The following is a 22,347-nucleotide window of genomic DNA, read 5'->3' as shown; positions in this document are numbered from 1 at the left end:
ACAGTATTGTTCATATAAACAATTAATTTTGCAAAAAGTATTGACTTATATTTCAGTTGATTGTAAATTGAATGAGCGGAAGGAAACACTTTATGAGAACCCTTTCACAAAGAAAATGTTTGTTTTGATGATTGTAAATTGTGCAAATGTAAATTTAATGACTAGATAGGGGGCTAAATCTTGCAACACTCCATCGAACTAGATAAAAAAACGAGGAGAACAACTGACTTCAAAAGGAAACTGGAATTTGTAAAAAGTAATATTTTTTTGTACGGGCTGATTGCACCGGCTTTCATTCTTACTCTGCTGTTCAAATACGTACCTATGTACGGTGTAATCATCGCTTTTAAGGATTTTAGTTACAGCAAGGGGATACTGGGAAGTGATTGGGTAGGATTTAAGTATTTCGAGAAGTTTTTGAATGCTCCTAACTTTGAACTCATTTTTATGAACACGTTGAAATTAAGTGCCTACGGACTCCTTCTTGGGTTCCCAATTCCGATATTGCTCGCATTGATGTTGAATCAGGTGCGCAGAGAGGGCGTTAAGAAAAACGTTCAGTTGATCCTCTACGCTCCGAACTTTATATCGGTTGTTGTTATTGTGGGTATGGCTTTTGTCTTCTTGTCCCCCATAGGGCCAGTGAATCAAATCATTACGTGGGCCACAGGACATCCGATCGTATTTATGTCAGACCCGGATTATTTCAGGTCAATTTACGTATTATCGGGGATTTGGCAGGGAGCAGGCTGGGCATCGATTATCTATGTCGCGGCATTAGCCGGTGTTGACCCTGAGCTGCACAACGCTGCAACCATAGACGGAGCTAACCTGCTGAAAAGAATATGGCATATTGATTTGCCGACCATTAAACCAGTTATGGCTATTGTATTTATCCTTTCTGCGGGCGGGATTATGGCGATTGGATTTGAAAAAGCATTCCTGATGCAGACAGCCATGAACTTACCAACCTCTGAAATTTTACCTACTTACGTATACAAAGTGGGGTTGAAAGCAGGAGATTATTCCTACTCTGCCGCTATTGGTCTATTCAATTCCATCATCAATATTATCTTGCTGGTCTTTGTGAATTTCGTCGTTAAGAAATTGAACGAAGGAGAAGGCCTTTATTAGAAGAAAGGAGTCGCACAATGAATATTAAGCCTACCCGTATGGACAAGGTCGTGTTAACGATCAACTATGTACTGTTATATCTCGCCGTGTTAGTTATCTTAGTTCCTCTCGTTTATGTCGTAATTGCATCGTTCATGGAACCGACGGCTCTATTGAATAAAGGGATTTCGTTCAATCTTTCGGACTACAGCCTTGAGGGATACAAGCTGATCCTTTCGAATGAGGCGATGCTTCGCGGATTTGTGAATGCTGTTTTTTACTCATCGGCTTTCGCATTTCTTACCGTGGCTGTCTCGATCTTCGCAGGCTATTCGCTCTCCGTGGATGAGTTTGTTGGGAAGAAATTCTTTATGACTGTATTTGTCTTCACTATGTTTTTTGGTGGGGGGTTGATACCTACCTTTCTGGTCATCAAGCAACTGGGCATGCTCAACACGGTATGGGCAATTATAGTCCCCGGAGCGGTGAGTGTATGGAATATTATTTTGGCGAGAACCTTCTTTAAAGGAATTCCTAGGGAATTGAACGAGGCCGCAAAAGTAGACGGTGCATCGGAGATGTTAATCTTCTTCCGGATCGTGCTGCCGCTGTCCAAACCCATCATATTCGTTCTGGCCTTGTACGCTTTCGTGGGCCAATGGAACTCCTATTTTGACGCGATGATTTATTTGGATAATGTGAAGTTGTATCCTCTGCAACTGGTGCTCAGATCTATACTGGTTCAGAATCAGATCGACCCGGGGATGATTACAGATCGGACGGCTATGGCTGAAATGAAGCGATTATCTGAAATTATCAAATACGCCTCAATAGTTATTTCCAGTCTGCCTTTGATTGTGATGTATCCGTTCTTCCAAAAGTATTTCGAAAAGGGTGTCATGGTAGGTTCGCTTAAATCGTGACCCAACCATCATTATAGATTTATAAATCAAGGAGGGGTTATTTTGAAAGGGTATAAAAAAACAGCAGCAATTCTTTCTTTAGGGGCAATATTGGCGGTATCTGGTTGCGGTGGTAATAACGGTGCCAATGATTCGACTGCAACGAACAATGGTTCTAACAAGAGCTCCGATTCTAAACCAAGTCTGAAGTTTATGACCCAAAGCAACGTTCTGGCACCCGCCGATCCCAATGAAAAGCTGGTATTTAAGCGCTTGGAGGAGACAACTGGAATACACATTGACTGGACTAATTATACCAATGACATATTCGCCGAGAAAAGAAACCTGGCACTTGCTACGGGAGAACTTCCCGATGCCATCTTTGACGCAGGATTAACGGATTATGATCTTTTGAAGCTGGCTAAAGACGGCACGATCATACCGTTGGATGATATTGTTGAGAATCAAATGCCGAATTTCAAAAAGGTGCTTGAGCAGGTGCCTCAATATAAAGCGATGATTACAGCTCCAGATGGACATATTTATTCGCTACCTTGGATTGAAGAGCTGGGTGCAGGTAAAGAAAGTATCCACTCTGTTAACAACATCCCTTGGATCAATGTGGAATGGCTCAAGAAGCTTAATCTTGAAATGCCAACCACAACGGAAGAATTGAAGAAAGTATTGATTGCCTTCAAGACCCAAGATCCAAATGGTAACGGTAAAGCGGATGAGATTCCGGTTTCGTTCATTAATGCTAACGGCGGCAACGAAGACATTGGATTCCTATTTGGCTCCTTTGGACCGGGGATGAACTGGGATTTGACGCTTGTAAGTGATGATGGCAAAGTTTCGTTTGCAGCTTCCCAAGATGGATATAAAGAGGGCGTTAAATATTTTAACGAATTGTACAAAGAAGGGTTAATCGATGTTGAGTACATCACTCAGGACTGGAACACTTTTATTGCCAAAGGTAAAGAGAATCTATATGGGCTCTACTTCACTTGGGATAAAGCAAACGTATCGGGAATGAATGATACCTATGAACCAATGCCTGCACTTGCCGGACCGGACGGGACGAAAAATGTTGTCAGATCGAACGGAATGGGTTTTGACAGAGGAAGAATGGTTGTAACTAAAGATAACAAAAATCTCGAAGCTACTGCTAAATGGATGGATCAACTCTACGATCCGCTTCAATCGGTACAAAATAACTGGGGAACGTACGGGGATGATGCACAGCAAAATATCTTTGAATTCGATGAAGCGGCTAACATGCTGAAGCATTTGCCATTGGAAGGAACGGCCCCGGGTGAATTGAGATCGAAGACCAGCGTTGGGGGTCCGCTCGCGATTCTGGATACTTATTATGGCAAGGTAACAACAATGCCTGATGATGCAGCTTGGAGATTGGATATCCTAAAGACTACCTATGTACCGGATATGAAAGCTAGCAATATTTACCCACGAGTATTCTTCTCTTTGGAAGATTTGGACCGGATCTCCGCCATCGAAGCTGATTTGTTTCCGTATGTATTAATGAAGCGTGCGGAATGGACCGAGAACGGGAACGTAGAGCAAGATTGGGCTGCTTATCTCAAAGAATTAGATCGTCTTGGTTTACAGGAATGGCTGAAAATCAAACAAGATGGCTATGAGAGAAATGCAGCTAGCGAATAAAGGGTAATCATTCAATCGCCGGAGGATGCTCCAATATTGGATCATTCTTCGGCGTTACTATTTCATGGGAGTGACAGAGATGATAGATCATACTAGTAGAGAGAAATACCGGGCGCAGTTTCACTTTACGCCACCGGAGAAATGGATGAATGATCCAAATGGAATGGTATATTTTGAAGGTGAATATCACTTGTTCTATCAACATCATCCGGAAGGCACCACTTGGGGACCCATGCACTGGGGGCATGCCATCAGTACGGACTTGGTTCACTGGGAGCATCGCCCGATTGCATTGGAACCCGACGAGAACGGCCAGATTTTCTCAGGAAGCGCAGTAGTAGATTGGGAGGATACCAGTGGATTTTTTGGTGGGAAGCCGGGTCTAGTAGCTATCTTTACGCATGCTGATGCGTATCCGGAGACGGGGCGTCCAAGACAGCGGCAAAGTCTAGCCTACAGTCAAGACAAAGGCAGAACATGGACGGTATATGGGGGGAACCCTGTGCTTAGCAATGAGCAAATTACTGATTTCCGTGACCCCAAAGTATTCTGGTATGCTTCTAAGAAAGAATGGGTTATGGTGCTTGCGGCGGGTGATCGTGTTCATTTTTATACGTCTCCCAATTTAATAGAATGGACATTTCAAAGTGAATTTGGCGCTGTGGAAGGCTCTCATGATGGGGTATGGGAATGTCCTGATTTGATTGAGCTTCCAGTGGACGGCAGTGTGGACCAGACCCAATGGGTTCTGATTGTTAGTATCGGTGATGATCCGCAGTTCGCGGAAGGGTCGAGAACCCAATATTTTATTGGAAGCTTTGATGGCAGTGTGTTCATAAATGAAGCATCCCCTGATACTGTAATATGGCTGGATCATGGGCGAGATAATTATGCGGGTGTGACTTGGTCGGATGTTCAAGCAACGGATAATAGCAAGCTGTTTATAGGCTGGATGAGCAACTGGAAATATGCAAATCTCACTCCGACTATAAGTTGGAGAAGTGCGATGACGCTGCCCCGCACACTTCATTTGAAGACCGGAACAGCTGGGGTCAGATTGGTGCAGGAGCCGATTTCCGAGCTGCGGATGCTGCGGATGGAAGGGTTAAGCTGGAATGATGCAACCATCTGTTCAGGTCAAAATCTACTATCCGGCCTTGACTATGAGTACTATGAGATTGAATGTGAGATCGATTTGGGTGATGCGGAAGAAGTGGGCTTCAAGCTTCGGAAATCATCGCATGAGGTAACGATTGTCGGTTATAACACTATATCTCAGACTTTGTTTGTTGACCGCACCCATTCGGGAGAATCCGGGTTCCACGAGGCGTTCCCATGTAAGCATGGGGTACAGATGGACACTAAGAATGGACACTTAAAACTTCATGTCTTTGTAGATCATTCTTCTATAGAAGTGTTTGCTATGGATGGAGAGATCGTGATCACAGATCAAATTTTTCCGGACCCATCTAGTACAGGTATGGAGATGTATGCAAAAGGGGGAGAAGCCAAGGTAGTATCACTCTCGCTTCACCCGTTGAAGTCCATTTATTCGCTGGCTGCAATATCAGGCTAAATATAAGAGATGAGAACACCTCCAGCTGTTACATAGTGGAGGTTTTTTTAAGAGAGGTGGAACTGAGAATGCGTATTGGTGCTATTGAAGCGGGCGGTACTAAATTCGTCTGCGGAATCGGAAATGAACACGGAGAAATTATGGATCGTATTCATTTTCCAACAGAACAGCCTGAACCGACCTTGGAAAAGGTCATTGCTTATTTTCAAGCCAAAAAAGTGGATAGTATCGGCATTGGAGCTTTTGGACCTATAGATATAGATCGTTCTAGTCCCAATTACGGATATGTGACAACGACACCGAAGCCAGGTTGGGCAGGGTTTGATTTTGTAGGGACGCTTAAGAACTTATTTCCTGTACCCTTCGAATGGGATACGGACGTTAATGCAGCAGCTCTTGGTGAAGCTACTTGGGGAGCGGCCAAAGGACTGGATAGCTGCGTATACTATACCATTGGGACTGGAGTCGGCGTTGGCGTCTATGCGGAAGGTAAATTAATTCATGGACTCATGCATCCTGAAGGCGGTCATGTCTTGACAAGACGGCATCCGGACGATCATTTCGCTGGAGTTTGCCCCTATCATGGCGATTGCTTAGAAGGTATGGCTGCGGGACCCGCACTGGAAGCACGATGGAAGGCCAAAGGATACGAGCTTCCCAGAGACCATCAGGCATGGGCAATTGAAGCTTTTTATATTGCACAGGCAGTAACAGGTATGATTTTGACGGTCTCGCCGAAAAAAATTATCCTGGGTGGAGGTGTTATGAAACAAATCCAGTTATTCCCGTATGTCCGTGAAGAAGTCAGAAGGAATTTGAACGGGTATGTGGGTGCTAAAGAGATTATTTCTGATATCGATCATTATATTGTCCCTCCAGGATTAGGGGATAACGCGGGACTCTGCGGTGCACTGGCGCTTGGGGTAAAGGCACTCCATAACGCTTAACCTCATCTCTTCCGCACCGTGGAGCTTAAATCACCATCGTTGTGATAACTGGAGTCAAATTTGTCATGTGTCCCTTTTTTATGCATATACATGAGTGGAGTAATAGTTTGGGCTCATGCTCTGGGCTTGTCTCAGGGTTAGATTATGCCAAGAAGGAGGACATTTCCCGTGTTTGACCAGTCCCACGGCTTGCGGTTTGATATTTATGAACGCATTCATCTGTCGGAAGAGCTTCCGGGAATCGCTGAACTGGAAGAGGTTGAACTTCTCCCGGAAATCCAGGTAATTCAGCGGGAGGACCGGGCAGAGCTGTATGGACAGCTGCTGCTGACGGGCCTTTACCGGAGTGAAGAAGATAGGATAGAGAGGCTTGAACACGCCATTCCTGTTGAGATTACGGTTCCGCTGACCCGGGTCAGCTCGCTTGAAGACATAGGGGTGGAAATTGAGAATTTCGATATTGATCTCCTTACGATGCGCAGTGTGAATATAACAGGTGTACTTTCGCTACGCGGGATCGGCGGTACAGAAGCTGTACCTGTATGGCAGCAGGAGGAATACACAGTTGCTTATACTCCGGAAGATGGGGAACGCGTTGCTGCCGAACCTATAGATACTCATGAACGCGAGGGTGATGCCCTGTATGAGAATTCTCTCTGGACGTTTGGTGAGGGGACCTTTGATGAACCTGTCGAAGACCATAATCCTAGTGTAGAAGCTGTTGACCTTCAGGTGACGACGACTCCCGTTATCCCGGAACAGAGCAGAGAAAATGAACTCATTGTTCATACGCACAGTTTAAATGAGGACCCAAGCGGAATACAGCCGAATATAAGAGATTACTGGAAAAAGACAGAAGCCTGGAATCTAGGTGCATCCTTCAATGAACGTAAGGACAGTACCGTTGCAGATGAAGTTGAGGTAGCTACTATAGATGTCTATGAAGCGGACAATATCTCTATGGAGGAGAATGTTCATCATGAGGCTCCTTCCCAAGTAGAAGATGCATCCGACTTCACTCCTATAGCGGAAAATGACTTTATAGAGGCAGCCGAATCAATTCCTGTTCCTGTTCCGGTTCCGGAAGAAAAAGCAGATCTCAAAATAGCCTTGGGAAGCAAGAAGGAACCGAAGGCGGAAGACAAGGAACCGATTACTTTCTCAACGCTCTTGAACTCCAGCCGCGACCGTAAGATCCAGGAAAATCTTCATGTCGAGGAAGTGACTACTGCCGCAGCGGTAGCCTCTCCGGATTCCGGAAATGACAAGGAATGGAAAAACAGATTTATCGGCGGCCAAGAAAGCGCAAATCTGTTCCGTAAGGTCCGTCTCTGTATTGTCCAGCGGGAGGAAACACTCGACACGATTGCCGATAAGTATCAGCTAAGCGCACGGGAGCTGATCATGTATAATCGGTTATCGGGTCAAAACGTGGAGGAAGGTCAAGTCTTGTATATTCCTTAATGGATTCGTACCCAGGTTGACTTAAGCTTGACTCTAAAGGTATTATGGAGTAAGCAATACTAGTCAAAGACTGGGAATGGGAAGAGTAGGCAGTCAGCCCTTCAGAGAGCGGAATTATTAGTAGCTGTGAAATTCCGCAGGATGCATGTCAGCCGAAGTCGCCCTGGAGTCGCCTGTCTGAATCTGTCATCCTATTCATGAATGACAGGGTAGGATATGGCCGGTCGCAGCCGTTACCCTGCATGAGTGTCGCGCTATGCCGCTGGAACCTTAAGGAACCATGAGCGGAGTTTTATTCTTTATTGGCGCGAAACAAAGGTGGTACCGCGAAAGAATGGCCTTTCGTCCTTTGAGACGAGGGCCTTTTTGTGTTTTTTAGAGTATCTTTTTCCACGAAATATGAGAAAGTGACGGAGGTATCAGAGAATGGCTGACCAAGACAACTTAACCTCGGCAGAATTGCCGAACCTGCAAGATACGACGGAAGATCAAACCGTAGCCAATGAGTCGAAAAGTGATATGCCGACTACATACGACCCTAAAGCGGCGGAACAGAAGTGGTATTCGTATTGGACCGAGGGCGGATACTTCCGTGCGGGCCAGCGACCGGATGCACAGCCTTACAGTATTGTAATCCCGCCTCCAAATGTAACCGGAATGCTCCACATCGGACATGCGCTGGATTTCACTTTACAGGATATCCTGATTCGTACGAAGCGGATGCAGGGCTTTGATACCTTATGGCTGCCGGGAACAGACCATGCGGGTATCGCCACACAAACAAAGGTAGAGCAGAAGCTACGCCAACAGGGCATATCCCGGCATGATCTGGGACGTGAGAAATTCCTGGACCAGGTGTGGGAATGGAAGGAACAATACGCAGAAACCATCCATGAGCAGTGGGCCAAGATGGGCCTTTCACTGGACTACTCACGCGAGCGTTTTACCCTTGATGATGGCTTGTCCAAAGCGGTACGCGAGGTGTTCGTGAAGCTCTATAAAAAAGGCCTGATTTACCGCGGCAAACGCATTATTAACTGGGACCCTGCTGCCCGTACGGCATTGTCTGATATTGAGGTTGAATATAAAGAAGTTAACGGACACTTGTATCACCTTCGTTACCCGCTGAAAGACGGAAGCGGCTATATTACCGTAGCAACAACACGTCCGGAGACCATGCTGGGTGATACCGCAGTAGCTGTACATCCGGAGGACGACCGCTACAAGGATCTGATCGGCAAAACTTTGATCCTGCCTATTATCGGCCGTGAAATTCCGATTATTGCCGATGATTATGTAGATAAGGAATTTGGCAGCGGCGCCGTTAAGATTACACCGGCTCATGATCCAAATGACTTTGAAATGGGCCTTCGGCATAACCTTCCACAGATCAATGTGATGGATGAGAGCGGTACGATGAATGAGGAAGCGGGACCTTACCAAGGCCAAGACCGCAGTGAATGCCGTAAAGCCATCACGGCTGATCTTAAAGAGCAGGGTGTTCTGATCTCTATTGAAGATCATGTACATCAGGTAGGTCATAGCGAACGCTCAGGTGCTGTTGTTGAGCCTTATCTGTCAACACAATGGTTCGTAAAAATGAAGCCGTTGGCTGAAGTGGCAATCGATGCTCAGAAGGATGGTAAAGGCGTTAATTTTGTTCCGGATCGCTTTGAGAAAATCTACTTGAATTGGATTGAGAATGTACGCGACTGGTGTATTTCCCGCCAGCTGTGGTGGGGCCACCGAATCCCTGCTTGGTACTCAGAATCTACGGGTGAGCTTGTAGTTGCCCATGATGAAGAGGAAGCACGGAGAATCAGCGGTCTGGATGATTTGAAGCAGGACGAGGATGTACTGGATACGTGGTTCAGCTCGGCGCTTTGGCCGTTTTCAACCCTTGGCTGGCCGGACGAGAGCAGCAAGGACTTCGAACGTTTTTATCCGAATAATGTACTTGTTACGGGCTACGACATCATTTACTTCTGGGTTGCCCGTATGATCTTTACAGCTATGGAGTTCACGGGAGAGAAGCCGTTTGCTGATGTGTTGATGCACGGTCTGGTACGCGATTCCGAAGGGCTGAAAATGTCCAAATCGCTGGGCAACGGCGTTGATCCGCTGGAAGTTATCGAGAAATACGGTGCGGATGCTATGCGTTATATGATTTCCACCAGTAGCACTGCAGGTCAGGACCTTCGTTTCCGCTGGGAGCGGGTGGAGCAGGCGCGGAATTTTGCCAACAAGATCTGGAATGCTTCACGCTTTGCCCTTATGAATCTTGAAGGGGTAACCTTTGAAGATATCGACATTACAGGGGAGCTTAGCACGGCTGATCGTTGGATTTTACACCGTCTGAACGAAACTTCCCGTGATATTACGCGTCTAATGGATTCGTACGAGTTCGGAGAGATTGGCCGCCAGCTGTACAACTTTATCTGGGACGATTTATGCGACTGGTACATTGAATTTGCGAAGCTTTCACTATATGGCACTAACCCTGCAGCCAAGGCCAAGACTCAATCCGTCCTTGCATACACCCTTGACCGGACGCTGCGCTTGATTCACCCGTTCATGCCGTTCATCTCCGAAGAGATTTGGCAGCATTTGCCGCATAACGGTGAGACTATTACACTGGCAGCTTGGCCTGAGTACGACACTGCACTGGAGAACACTGAAGCTGTGGCGGAAATGAACCTATTGATGGACGTGATCCGAGCCGTTCGGAATATCCGTGCAGAAGTGAATGTTCCAATGAGTAAGAAGGTTGAGTTGATCGTTAAGGCCAGCAATGCTGAAACCTTGAGCATCATCAACCGCAATGACAATTACATCAGCCGATTCTGTAATACTTCTTCGTTCGAGGCAGGCTTGAATCCAGAAACACCGGATAAGGTAATGTCTGCTGTGGTTACGGGTGCGGAGTTACTTCTGCCGTTGTCCGGTCTGATTGATATTGAACAAGAAATTGCCCGTCTGGAAAAAGAAGTGCAAACCCTGAACAATGAGGTTGAGCGCGTGGAGAAAAAGCTGGGCAATCAAGGCTTCGTTGCCAAGGCGCCGGCTAAAGTCATCGAAGAGGAACGGGCTAAGCAAGCCGATTACTCCGCCAAACGGGAAAAGGTGCTTGCCCGTATTGCAGAGCTGAGAGGATAAGGGATATGGGAGATATACTCGGGGGCAGTGGATCTGCCCCTTTAGGGACCTATACAGAGGCTGTCGACTGGATTAACAGCCTCATTCCATTCGGAATTCGTCCAGGATTGGAACGGATCGAGAAGCTTATGGAAAAGCTGGAGAATCCGCAGCGCAGACTGAAGTTCATTCATGTTGCTGGGACGAACGGGAAAGGTTCGACCTGTGCTTTTTTAACAAGTGTGTTAATTCAAAGCGGGTACTCGGTGGGTACATTCACATCACCGTATATTACTAAATTTACGAACCGTTTTCAGTATAACGGTGAGGATATCCCTGAGGAAACACTGACCAAACTGTCTAATATCCTGCATCCCCTGGTGAATGAAATGGCTGAGTCTGAGCTAGGCTCTCCTACGATGTTTGAAGTAGCGACAGCACTTGCTATCCTCTACTATTCACAGGAGTGTTATCCAGATGTTGTCGTATGGGAGACAGGGCTTGGGGGAAGGCTTGATGTAACGAATATCGTATTCCCGATCGTGTCGGTGATTACAAATGTGGGCTATGACCATACGGATGTCCTTGGCGATACGCTGGAGCAGATTGCATCGGAAAAAGCCGGGATCATTAAGCCCGGTGTTCCTGTAATCAGTTGTGTTACTCAACCGGAAGCGGTGGCGGTTCTTAAGGAAAAAGCATCAGCATGCAGAACCAGTCTGTATCTTGCCGATGAAGATTTTAACTATGAAATTACCGGAATTGAGAACGGCCTGCAGTCCTTTACTTTCAAAGGACCGTTTCGGTCACTGGATATAGACATTGCAATGAAAGGCGTGCATCAATGTACCAATGCAGCCGGAGCAATGATGGTTCTTGAAGTGTTGCGGCAATACCTGGCTTTTATGCTGGACGACGAAGATGTTCTTAAGGGATTTCGCGATACTTTTTGGGCCGGTAGGCTGGAAGAGATAAGCTCTTCCCCGCGGATCGTACTGGATGGAGCGCATAATCCCGAGGGTGCAGAAAGTCTGGCGAAGAGCCTGCCTATCTTCTATAAATACAGCAAATTAAATTTGCTGATGGGCATGCTGTCAAACAAGCATCATGAATCCTACCTAGAGCATATACTACCTATAGTGGATACGCTCATCCTGACCGAACCGGATTTCCGGAAGAAAATGGACGCGGATAACCTGCATGAAATCGTGGAAAGTCTGCGGGGAAAATATGCCAAAGAGCATTTGGAAATTATAGTAGAACGTGATTGGGGCAAAGCGCTGCAACTGCTGAAGACGATAACAGCTGAGGACGACCTTGCCGTCGTTTCCGGTACGCTGTATTTAATCGCCGATGTGCGCAGCACACTTTTGCAGCAACCCGATTCTGAAAAAGGCTGGTGACAACTGTTGGATACTACTGAACGTGTTCATTTTATAGGGATCGGCGGTTACGGGATGAGCGCGATTGCCCGAGTAATGCTGGAGATGGGATATACCGTCACAGGCTCGGATGTAGCTGCTCAGGAACTAACGGAGAAGTTAATTGCTAAAGGTGCAAAAGTATATATCGGACATACCGCGGAGCAGGTTAAGGGAGCAGATTTGGTGGTCTACTCTACTGCTTTGTCCAATGATAATGTGGAATGGGTGGAAGCGGAGCGGTTGAATATTCCGATTATCCACCGTTCCCAAATGCTTGCACGTCTGCTTAACCAGCGCAAGGGTGTTGCTGTTGCAGGTGCTCACGGAAAGACAACCACCTCATCGATGATTGCTCTGGTGATGGAGGATTGCGGTGTTGATCCTACCTACATTATCGGTGGAGAAATTATGAATGTAGGTACGAATGCAAAGGCAGGACAAGGGGAGTTTGTAGTCGCTGAAGCTGATGAGAGTGATGGCTCATTCCTTCAATATCATCCTTGGCTCGGAATCGTTACCAATATTGAAGCGGATCACCTTGAGAATTACGGCGGTGATTTCAATAGACTCAAGGCAGCATACGTACAGTTCATGAATCATCTTGCTGAAGATGGAACTGCCATCGTATGTGTGGATGATGAGAATGTAATCTCTCTCTTGCCTGAGGTGAAAGGTAAAGTGATTTCTTACGGAATTCACTCCAAGACCGCTGATTATGTGGCTACCGACATCGTGCTCGGAGACCGCCAGGTCTCATTTACCATGACCGGATATGGAGAGGTTCTTGGACAGATTGAATTGTCTGTTCCCGGGCAGCATAACCTGTACAATGCCATGGCGACGGTAATCGCTTGTCTGAAAGCAGATATTCCTTTTGCAGCTATCGCTGCAGCAATTGTGAAATTTAACGGCGCCAAACGTCGTTTTCAAGTACTCGGTGAAGTGAATGAAATTCTAGTGATCGATGATTATGCTCATCATCCTACAGAAATACAGGCGACCATCAGCGCGGCAAAAGCAACCGGCAAACGTATTATTGCCGTGTTCCAGCCTCAACGCTATACGCGTACCTTCTTCCTGCTGGATGCATTCAGCCGTGCCTTTGCGGAGGCGGATGAGGTGATTATCACTGATATCTATTCACCTGCGGGAGAGAAGCAGATCGAAGGAGTTACTTCTGCGAAGCTGGTAGAACTGATTATTCAGAACAGCAATGCAGGGGCACGTCATTTGCCATGCAAAGAGGAAGTTGTGGCCGATCTTCAGGATCGTGTCGCTCCAGGAGACCTCGTAATAACCATGGGTGCGGGTGATATTTGGAAGGTAAGTCATGCCTTGGCTGATTATTTAAAGACTCGATAGAAATACACATATGCTTGTGTCATATTAAGCGTATTCCCTTCTGCAATGTAGAAGGGAATACGCTTTTTTTATGATTTTTTAAGTTGGTGAATGTGTCGTTTTTAGGAAAAATTTATATTAATGATTCTTTTCTCCCATGAATCGACATAACTTTAGCGAAATATAGGTTACTATTGATCTGCATCTAAAGTTTCATTAGTGAACGAAAATGCAAATCGTCCTGCTTTTTTACATGTAAATGCAATAAATCAGGATCTTATATAAAGTAACAAGGAGCTAAAGTCATGCGTAAGAGAATGTTGTTTCTGTCTGCTAAGAATCTTCAGACAGAAGATTTAGAAAGAGAAATTAGACAAAGAGGTATCCTTGGAATCCTGCTGGAGAGATTTAATATTGATCTTTTAACCTATGGTAATGGTGATTTGGAATATTCAACGCATTGCGGGCCTGCTCTTGTGATACACAGAGTCAGGAAGGGTATGAACGGAACCATTAAGGAACTCTGCCAATCTAATGAATACTCTCATGTTTTTATATCACATAGTTTATTAGGGAATTGCATTAATCTTATAAAACATATCCTGCCAGATGCCACGATAATTACGGATGCCTATCGTTCTGATAGCGATCAGCCGGTTAAGATTACGTTTAAGAATATGGCTATACATCATAAGCTTAATGCTGCCCGGGCTCGTTGGAATGAGCAGAGGCTAATGAATAAAACCGGCCTCCTCCTAGCGGTTTCGGAATGGGATGCACTTTTGTTCAAGGCATTGTCTTTCAAGAATGCCCCTAAGGTGCATGTGCTGCCCCATTTCATAGATATGAACCAATACAATGATACGGAGCCGACATCCAAGGAGAACATGATCGTTCTTCACTGGAACATGAATACGACTCAGGGTAAAAATGCATTCCAGAAGTTTTATCATACGATTTATCCTTCAGTGAAAGTTAAGGTTCCCGATGTTCAATGTTTTATTGTCGGCAGTGAGGTGAGTGCCGAGGTAAGAAGACTGGTTAAGGAAGACGAATCGGTTGTAATCACCGGGCCGCTAGCGGATCCGGGTAGATACATACGTCGTGCTAAAGCCTTCATAGCCCCTCTTCAAGAGGGTTGCGGATCCCGTTCAAAGATTTTGGAGTCGTGGGCCCTAAAAACGCCAGTAGTAACAAGCTATCAAGGCTCTGAGAGGTTAATTTGCCAGAATAACCGCAATATTTTGCTGGCGCATAATACAATTGAGTTTGCCGAAAAAGTGGTTAGGTTGTTGGAAGATCCTAAGTTGGGTTCTATAATAGCCGATCGTGCGCATCAAACCCTTCTGAATCATTACGAAGCTAACAGTGTTAAGGCGAAGGTCTTCAGTTTAATATAAATTTGCTAAATAGGAGAGATACTCCATGCCCAATTACTATTTCAAGGAAATATGGACACCTCTGAAATTATTCGGGATCCATTTCTTCCGAGATGACGAGGGTCGTTATTGGATTAAGGTCTGGTCTCATCCACGCAGGCTTTTAACAAAAGATTGATTCTGTGCAGGACGACTCACAGTAATCTCGCTCTATAAATTTGGTCAATATCATCAGCATAGCCCTCTATTGTCTATCATATATTTTCTTATAGATGAGACAAGGTGAGGTGTGCGAATTGAGTAATGGACGAATGACCTTTCGGTTTGATGTGGAGAAGGCTAAGTCGGATCTGGAAGAACGCTGGACGGGCAGTGGACTGAGCAAAAACAAGGAGTATGTTCCGTTGGATCGGCCAATAGAAGTTCCACAGGAACCATATGACCTTTATTCAAATTCGGAGGCCCCTATGCAACCTCCAATTCTCTCAATAAATGAACAAGTTTGGAACAGCAGTATCTATGAAGATACGCCAGATGAAATTTATAGCGGAGCCTACCATTCCCGTAAACCTTTTTACGGGTGGAAATTCGTAGCTTCAGTTGCTGCAGCTATCGGCATAGGATTACTATTTGGATATGTAGCGTTGTCCTTTTTTCGCGGCGGAGATCTGCCTAATATATCTGTTAATGGAGCTTTTAATCAAATGGTTACAGGCGGGCAGAACACAGGTGACGCCTTAGAACCTGCTGGGACTGGTACTTCCGGGTTACCGATTATGGGTGAGGATAGCGTGGGTACGCTTCCAGCAATACCGGTACAAATTGCCGGGCAAAGCTACTATCTGCTGCAATACGGAGTATTCAGTACATCGCAGGGAGCATCCAAGGCTGAGCAGGAGCTGCTGACGGCAGGCTTGGCAGCAGGGTTGGACCCTTCTGACGGGAACCGGGTATATGCGGGTATATCGCCTGATCGCGAGCAAGCGAAACTTCTGAGCAACGGACTGAAAGCTCAAGGTATTGAATTGTACGTGAGGGAAGTAACCATTCCGGCTACAGAACAGCTTACCTTTGGCGGAACAGCGGAGTCAGTGAACAATTATTTTGCGATTAGCAATAGAATCCTTGAGAAATTGAGTTCGTTATCAGCGACACTGTTGAGCAACGGTACAACAGCCTCAATCGATGATGTCAGTAGTATTCATATGGAGTGGACGGAAGCTGTAAAGTCGCTGGAGAGCGGCTTACCTAAGACAGCGTTTCAGATTATAGCCGCCCAAGAGAAAACCGTGAATCAGGGGATCTCAGCTCTTAATGAGTATGGGAAAAATAAATCGGACGGCCTGCTCTGGGAGGTTCAGGCTGCGATGATGAGTTTCCTCTCCGGACAAAAGGAATTGCTTGCTTCATTAAATTGAGAGCATAGACCTATTTAACTATATGGTATGTGAAAATAATCCGGCACGGTAATGGTAATCATTACCGTGCCGGATTTTGCGTTTGTGTTGAACTCCGTTTCACCGTATAATAATATGGGTGTCAAAAAATGGCGAGGGAAGACGGACATGAAGAAGAAAAATGTAGGAACACTGCTGTTATTTCTAATTCTGGGCTGGCTGGCCGGAGCGTGGATCGCCAAGCTGTTGCAGCCCGTAAAGACTCTTTCCTTTCTTACACAATCGACCATGCTCAAATGGTCGCCACAAGCGGATTTGGACATCATAACTTACGACATCACTATTCAATTGAAATTGTGTCTGCTCAGTCTGATCGGTATTATTACCGCCGTATGGCTGTACCGCAGGCTGTAACTAGGGAAGGGACGTTTGCAACGTGGACGATGAGAACTCACGCCTCCTTATTCTTGCCTCGGGTTCACCCCGCCGGAAGGAGCTTTTATCGATGCTGGGCATCCCCTTTGCGGTGGTGACCAGTGAAGCCGATGAAAGTACTCCGCCGGACTGGACACCGGAGAGAGTTGTACGGTCGCTGGCCCTGCGTAAGGCAGAGGCTGTGATAGATGCAAGCAATCAACGGGATACCATAATTATAGGCAGTGATACGATTGTGGAGCTGGAAGGTCGGATTCTCGGCAAACCGGTGGACAAGCAGGATAGCAAGGCAATGCTCACCGCTCTGCAAGGCAGAAGCCATCAGGTGTATACTGGAGTAGCCTGTATCGGGCTGCCTGAAGGTAAGGTACTGGTTGATCACCGAGTAACTACTGTGACGATGAGGGCGTTAAGCCCTGAAGAGATTGATGCTTATGTGGAAACGGGAGAGCCGGCGGACAAGGCAGGTTCATATGCCATACAAGGACTCGGATCTACCCTGGTGGAGAAGATTGATGGCTGCTACTTCAATGTAGTTGGACTTCCTCTTTCACTGCTTGGAGGTATGTTATCCGAATTCGGTATACATGTTTTGGTACAGCCGGGAGAGTAAAGGGAAGAGGGATCTGGATGGAGTCGCAAACATTAATGCTGCGGGACCTCCCCCATGAAGAACGACCACGAGAGCGCATGATGCAATATGGGGCAGAATCATTGAGTCAAGCGGAGCTGTTGGCTATTCTGCTTCGCACAGGAACACGCCGGGAATCCGCGATTGGTATTGCACAGCGTATGCTTTCTCAGGTAGGCGGTTTACGTCAACTGGCAGATCTCAGCATCAAGGAATTGACTTTGATCAAAGGGATCGGACCTGCCAAGGCCATCCAACTGAAAGCGGGCATTGAACTTGGAAGACGAATGTCCAACTCAAGGCTGAACCAGCTTGTGACCATTCGCAGCCCATATGATGCGGCTGATATATTAACAGAACAGCTCCGTTATTTGCAAAAAGAGCATTTTGTCTGTTTATTTCTAAATACCAAGAATCATGTTATTGCCCAAGAGACGCTGTCGATGGGCAGTCTTAATGCTTCTATTGTTCATCCGCGTGAGGTTTTCAGAGCAGCCATTAAGTGTAGCAGTGCTTCTATTATATGTGCACACAACCATCCAAGCGGTGATCCTACGCCGAGTCCGGAAGATATATCTCTGACCTCAAGATTAGTGCAGGCGGGTGAGATTGTAGGGATCGATGTATTGGATCATTTGATTATTGGAGACAGCAGTTTTGTAAGTATGAAGGAAAAGGGATTAATGGGATAGGCAACGCATAGATTGATTTAGGAAAGGGAGATTACAGCATGTTTGGTGGTTTTACGAAAGACTTAGGAATTGACTTGGGGACAGCAAATACGCTTGTCTATGTTCGCGGTAAGGGGATTGTTGTAAGAGAACCTTCCGTGGTGGCCATAAATACGGATACAAAAACGATTGAAGCTGTAGGCGAATCCGCCAAAAAAATGATTGGTCGGACACCGGGTAACATCCGTGCAATTCGTCCAATGAAGGATGGCGTAATTGCTGATTTTGATACAACTGCTACGATGATTAAGTACTTTATCCGTCAGGCTCAAAAGCAGCGTTCCATCTTTCAGCGTCACCCTAATGTAATGGTGTGCGTTCCTTCCGGAATTACTGCGGTAGAGCAGCGTGCTGTTGAGGATGCTACGAAACAAGCAGGAGCTCGTGAAGCTTACATCATTGAGGAGCCTTTCGCGGCTGCTATCGGTGCAGATTTACCGGTATGGGAACCAACGGGCAGCATGGTTGTTGATATCGGCGGAGGAACTACAGAAGTAGCCGTTATCTCACTTGGAGGTATTGTTACAAGCCGTTCCGTACGCGTGGCAGGTGATGAAATGGATGAAGCTATCATCCAGTACATCAAACGTCAATATAATCTTATGATCGGGGAACGCACCTCTGAGCAGCTTAAGCTGGATCTGGGCTCTGCACTTTCTCTTGAAAAAGCTGAAACCATGGAGATTCGGGGACGTGACCTTGTAACAGGTCTTCCGAAGACACTAACCATCACTTCTGATGAGGTTTGTGAAGCACTCTCTGATACAGTTAATGCTATTATTGAAGCGGTTAAGGTTACCTTGGAGAAATGTCCGCCCGAGCTTGCAGCAGATATCATGGACCGTGGTATTGTATTAACTGGCGGCGGTGCCCTGCTTCGCAATTTGGATAAGCTGTTAGCCCGTGAGACCGGAATGCCGGTGATCGTCGCTGAGAATCCTTTGGATTGTGTAGCTATCGGTACAGGCAAGGCGCTTGAGAATATTCATTTGTTCAAAAGCCGCAGCAACTCAACTTTTCGTTCCAAACGTTAAGACCTAACCTGTCCTACTTTAGAACGCAACCCCTGTTGTGGGAGAAAAATGTTTGTTAGAGGGTGTTGAAAGTGTTTAAGCTATTTAACAATAAACGGCTGTTCATCTTATTGATAACACTGGTGCTATTTATTGTAGTGATGGGCTTTAGCTTAGGCGCAAGAAAGGCATTGTCTTGGCCTGAGAACTTTCTCCGGGACACAACAGGTTTCGTGCAAAGTCTAATCTACAAGCCCGCTGGTTATATAGCGGGCTTCTTTGAAGATATCGGAAATTTGCATGATCTTGCCGAGGAGAATGAACGGCTCAAAATTACAGTTGCCCAGTTTACACGAGAACAGGCCCAGTACAATTTTGTCCAGGCGACAAATGAAGATTTAATGGAGCAGCTTAATTTTACGAAGGCGCAAAAACTGATGTATAAGTACGACTACCACATCGCTCAGGTAATCAGTCTCAATACGGAACCTAATAACAGCACGCTTGTGATCAACCTTGGATCCAAAAACGGTGTGAAGCCCAATATGTCTGTCATATCCGTAGAGGGATTGGTTGGAGTGATTAGTGAAGTTAGCAACTTCACCTCAACCGTCAAGTTGATGACTATGCTGGACATTAACGACCCCAATTCACAGCCGGCAATTGCTGCAACGGCCCGGACCAAAGAGAACCAGACCTTCGGGATGATCGAAAGCTATGATCCGAAGACGAAGATGCTGAGCATGAATAAGATTGCTCCAAACGATCCCATAAGTAAAGATGATGTGATCGTATCCTCGGGAATCGGCGGTTTGTATCCTCGTGCTTTAATGATCGGTACGGTTGAAAGTGTGGGCGTGGGACAATTTGGACTGACACGAACGGCGATTATTAAGCCTGCTGCGGAATTTCAGGATTGGAAACAATTAATTGTCGTTTTCCGATCGGAGGCGACAGAGTAGTGAGTATGCGAAGATCCGTACTTATCCTAATCTTATTTCTGCTGTTTGTCCTGGAAGGAACGCTTCTGCCATGGATTATTCCGGATGTTTGGCAAATGCGGATCATTCCTAATCTAGTTTTGGTAGTGGTACTATTTGTAACGATTTATCATCATAGACATACGGCTCTCGTTCTGGGTCTTTCCTTCGGAATGCTGCATGATATTGTATTTTATGGACGAATCCTAGGTGCACACTCCTTTACTATGGGTTTGTCGGCTTATCTGATCGGACTTATTTTTCAAGCTCCACGTGCGCCTCTGCCGCTCATGATGACGGTAATTCTGCTAGGCAGTCTTTTGGACAATAGTATGCTGTTCGGGATTTATAGTGTATTTAATTTGAATCAGCAGCCTTACAACTGGGCCTTATTGCATTATATGCTGCCTACGATGCTCTTTCATTTTGCTATCGCCTTAATCCTCTATATTCCGGTGCGACGACAGCTATTGCTATTGAAAAATGAGACGCGCAAGGAAGAAACTACATGATCAGGCCCATTTTCTTCCGCAGGAAAGCAGGAACTTGAGGTCCTCGGCACGAATGAATGAGGATAGGGGGACACGCAGATGACAGTGAAATCCAAACATGTAAGGATTAAGGGCGTAAAAGACGGCCTGGTATTCCTGCTAGACGATAAATGTCCCTTTGAAGATCTTCTGAGTGAGCTTCGATTCAAGTTGGAACATAGCCATCAAAATATTTTGACTGGACCTGTTGTTCATGTTGATGTCAAGATGGGAACTCGTTTGGTGACGGATGAAGATAAGGAAGCAGTGCTAAGCATTCTAAAGGCTCAAGGTAATCTGCTGATTCGTTCGGTGGATACGCTGGAAGCTCCGAAGAGTGAGGTGGATACTTCATTATTTCTAGTGAGCGGGATGATTCGATCCGGCCAAGTGCTGCATCACAAGGGTGACTTGTTGTTACTCGGTGATGTAAATCCGGGAGGGACTATAACCTGCACGGGTGATATTTATATACTTGGAGCGCTCAGAGGTATGGCTCACGCGGGAGTAGAGGGAAATGAAGGTGCTGTTATAGCAGCCTCTATGATGTCACCTACCCAACTGCGCATAGCCGAAATTATAAGCCGCCCTCCGGATGAGTGGGGAACACGAGAGAGCAATATGGAGTTCGCGTACCTACAGAACGGGGCTATGCAGATCGACAAGATTCATAATATATTCAAGGTTCGTCAGGATTTAAATGTGTTTAAAGGGGTGTAGCCTCCATGGGAGAAGCGATTGTCGTGACCTCGGGCAAAGGCGGAGTTGGCAAAACGACCACAACAGCCAATATTGGGACCGCGCTTGCGTTGCAGGGCAAAAAAGTATGTCTCGTTGATACGGATATCGGATTGCGTAATTTGGATGTTGTTATGGGGCTTGAGAATCGGATTATTTACGATCTTGTAGATGTGGCGGAAGGAAGATGCCGCTTGAACCAAGCGCTTGTGAAAGATAAGCGCTTCGATGAACTCTACATGCTGCCCGCTGCACAGACAAAGGATAAGACATCTGTTACTCCTGAGCAGGTCAGAGATATTATTCTTGAACTGAAGAAGGAATATGAGTATATTCTGATTGATTGTCCGGCAGGAATTGAGCATGGCTTTCGCAATGCGATAGCTGGTGCGGATAAAGCTATCGTTGTGACAACTCCAGAGAACGCCGCTGTCCGCGATGCTGACCGTATTATCGGTCTGTTGGAACAATCTCATGTAGAATCTCCAAAGCTGATTGTTAACCGGATCCGCCAGAACCTGGTCAAATCGGGGGATATGCTGGATATCGAGGATATATTACAGGTGCTGAACATTGACCTCATCGGTATCGTTCCTGATGATGAGATGGTAATCAGAGCTGCGAATAGCGGAGAGCCGACCGTAATGAATCCCGACTCGCCTGCAGCTATTGCTTACCGCAATATTGCCAGACGGATTCTGGGCGATTCAGTACCGCTGATGCAGCTCAACCGGAAGCCGGGCGCTTTTAAGAAATTCAAGAAGTTTTTCGGTATCACCTAATAAAGCAACACAACAAGAGAGGTGTCCCCAAAGTCTTTAAAAGGCTTTGGGGCGCCTCTTTGTTTTGTTTCGTAAAGCTTATAAGCGCCCCCACCTTTAGGTTTTTGTTCAGAACGGCATCGGTAGTTCCGAGGGCTTGTTCTAAAGAG

The 22,347-nt window shown here is 46.1% G+C and carries 19 protein-coding genes and 1 other annotated feature; all 19 genes read left to right on the top strand.

Features of this window, described 5'->3' with window-relative positions:
* The first annotated feature begins 240 nt into the window (after positions 1-240).
* The 19 genes from PWYN_RS26760 (at position 241) to minD (ending at position 22,198) form a co-directional block, all read left to right on the top strand.
* Positions 241-1,134 (top strand): ABC transporter permease, encoded by an 894-nt coding sequence (locus PWYN_RS26760; protein WP_420805831.1) that lies wholly within the window; start codon positions 241-243, stop codon positions 1,132-1,134.
* A gap of 17 nt (positions 1,135-1,151) precedes the next feature.
* The gene (locus PWYN_RS26755; RefSeq protein WP_036658327.1) at positions 1,152-2,036 is read left to right on the top strand and encodes a carbohydrate ABC transporter permease; all 885 of its coding nucleotides are present in this window, start codon (positions 1,152-1,154) and stop codon (positions 2,034-2,036) included.
* A 42-nt stretch (positions 2,037-2,078) separates the two neighbouring features.
* Positions 2,079-3,695 carry an ABC transporter substrate-binding protein gene (locus PWYN_RS26750; protein ID WP_036658325.1) on the top strand — a complete coding sequence of 539 codons (1,617 nt, stop codon included), beginning with the start codon at positions 2,079-2,081 and terminating at the stop codon, positions 3,693-3,695.
* A 79-nt stretch (positions 3,696-3,774) separates the two neighbouring features.
* Complete coding sequence (locus tag PWYN_RS26745; RefSeq protein WP_036658323.1) at positions 3,775-5,271, top strand: glycoside hydrolase family 32 protein; 1,497 nt, start codon at positions 3,775-3,777, stop codon at positions 5,269-5,271.
* Positions 5,272-5,339: 68 nt separating this feature from the next.
* Positions 5,340-6,218 carry an ROK family protein gene (locus PWYN_RS26740; RefSeq protein ID WP_036658321.1) on the top strand — a complete coding sequence of 293 codons (879 nt, stop codon included), beginning with the start codon at positions 5,340-5,342 and terminating at the stop codon, positions 6,216-6,218.
* 168 nt (positions 6,219-6,386) lie between these two features.
* On the top strand, positions 6,387-7,682 hold the full coding sequence (locus PWYN_RS26735) for a LysM peptidoglycan-binding domain-containing protein (RefSeq protein WP_052088434.1): 1,296 nt from the start codon (positions 6,387-6,389) through the stop codon (positions 7,680-7,682).
* A 63-nt stretch (positions 7,683-7,745) separates the two neighbouring features.
* Positions 7,746-8,035, top strand: a binding site (T-box leader).
* A gap of 166 nt (positions 8,036-8,201) precedes the next feature.
* The gene (locus tag PWYN_RS26730; protein ID WP_052088562.1) at positions 8,202-10,838 is read left to right on the top strand and encodes a valine--tRNA ligase; all 2,637 of its coding nucleotides are present in this window, start codon (positions 8,202-8,204) and stop codon (positions 10,836-10,838) included.
* Between the two features lie 5 nt (positions 10,839-10,843).
* The gene (locus PWYN_RS26725) at positions 10,844-12,220 is read left to right on the top strand and encodes a bifunctional folylpolyglutamate synthase/dihydrofolate synthase (protein WP_036658316.1); all 1,377 of its coding nucleotides are present in this window, start codon (positions 10,844-10,846) and stop codon (positions 12,218-12,220) included.
* A gap of 6 nt (positions 12,221-12,226) precedes the next feature.
* A complete protein-coding gene (gene murC / locus PWYN_RS26720; RefSeq protein WP_036658313.1) occupies positions 12,227-13,603 on the top strand; it encodes a UDP-N-acetylmuramate--L-alanine ligase in 1,377 nt (458 codons plus the stop codon).
* 284 nt (positions 13,604-13,887) lie between these two features.
* On the top strand, positions 13,888-14,982 hold the full coding sequence (locus PWYN_RS26715; RefSeq protein ID WP_036658311.1) for a glycosyltransferase family 4 protein: 1,095 nt from the start codon (positions 13,888-13,890) through the stop codon (positions 14,980-14,982).
* A gap of 275 nt (positions 14,983-15,257) precedes the next feature.
* Positions 15,258-16,379 (top strand): SPOR domain-containing protein, encoded by a 1,122-nt coding sequence (locus tag PWYN_RS26710; protein WP_052088432.1) that lies wholly within the window; start codon positions 15,258-15,260, stop codon positions 16,377-16,379.
* Positions 16,380-16,526: 147 nt separating this feature from the next.
* A complete protein-coding gene (locus PWYN_RS26705; RefSeq protein ID WP_036658309.1) occupies positions 16,527-16,772 on the top strand; it encodes a DUF4321 domain-containing protein in 246 nt (81 codons plus the stop codon).
* A 22-nt stretch (positions 16,773-16,794) separates the two neighbouring features.
* Entirely contained in the window at positions 16,795-17,406 is a 612-nt protein-coding gene (locus PWYN_RS26700; RefSeq protein WP_036658307.1) for a Maf family protein, read from the top strand.
* 17 nt (positions 17,407-17,423) lie between these two features.
* Complete coding sequence (radC, locus tag PWYN_RS26695) at positions 17,424-18,116, top strand: RadC family protein (RefSeq protein ID WP_036658304.1); 693 nt, start codon at positions 17,424-17,426, stop codon at positions 18,114-18,116.
* Between the two features lie 38 nt (positions 18,117-18,154).
* Positions 18,155-19,189, top strand: a complete 1,035-nt coding sequence (locus tag PWYN_RS26690; protein ID WP_036658302.1) for a rod shape-determining protein — start codon at positions 18,155-18,157, stop codon at positions 19,187-19,189.
* Positions 19,190-19,251: 62 nt separating this feature from the next.
* Entirely contained in the window at positions 19,252-20,130 is an 879-nt protein-coding gene (gene mreC, locus PWYN_RS26685) for a rod shape-determining protein MreC (protein ID WP_036658300.1), read from the top strand.
* Complete coding sequence (gene mreD / locus PWYN_RS26680; protein ID WP_036658298.1) at positions 20,130-20,660, top strand: rod shape-determining protein MreD; 531 nt, start codon at positions 20,130-20,132, stop codon at positions 20,658-20,660. The genes mreC and mreD overlap by 1 nt, the downstream gene beginning before the upstream one ends.
* Before the next feature lie 78 nt (positions 20,661-20,738).
* Positions 20,739-21,398, top strand: coding sequence for a septum site-determining protein MinC (minC, locus tag PWYN_RS26675; protein ID WP_036658296.1), 660 nt, complete (start codon positions 20,739-20,741; stop codon positions 21,396-21,398).
* Positions 21,399-21,403: 5 nt separating this feature from the next.
* A complete protein-coding gene (minD, locus tag PWYN_RS26670; protein WP_036658294.1) occupies positions 21,404-22,198 on the top strand; it encodes a septum site-determining protein MinD in 795 nt (264 codons plus the stop codon).
* The last annotated feature ends 149 nt before the right edge of the window (positions 22,199-22,347 follow it).

Origin of the sequence: Paenibacillus wynnii (genome assembly GCF_000757885.1) — a bacterium.
GTDB classification, from domain to species: domain Bacteria; phylum Bacillota; class Bacilli; order Paenibacillales; family Paenibacillaceae; genus Paenibacillus_AQ; species Paenibacillus_AQ wynnii.
Note: the sequence above shows the minus strand (reverse complement) of the source record. Positions and strands in the feature narration are given on the sequence as shown.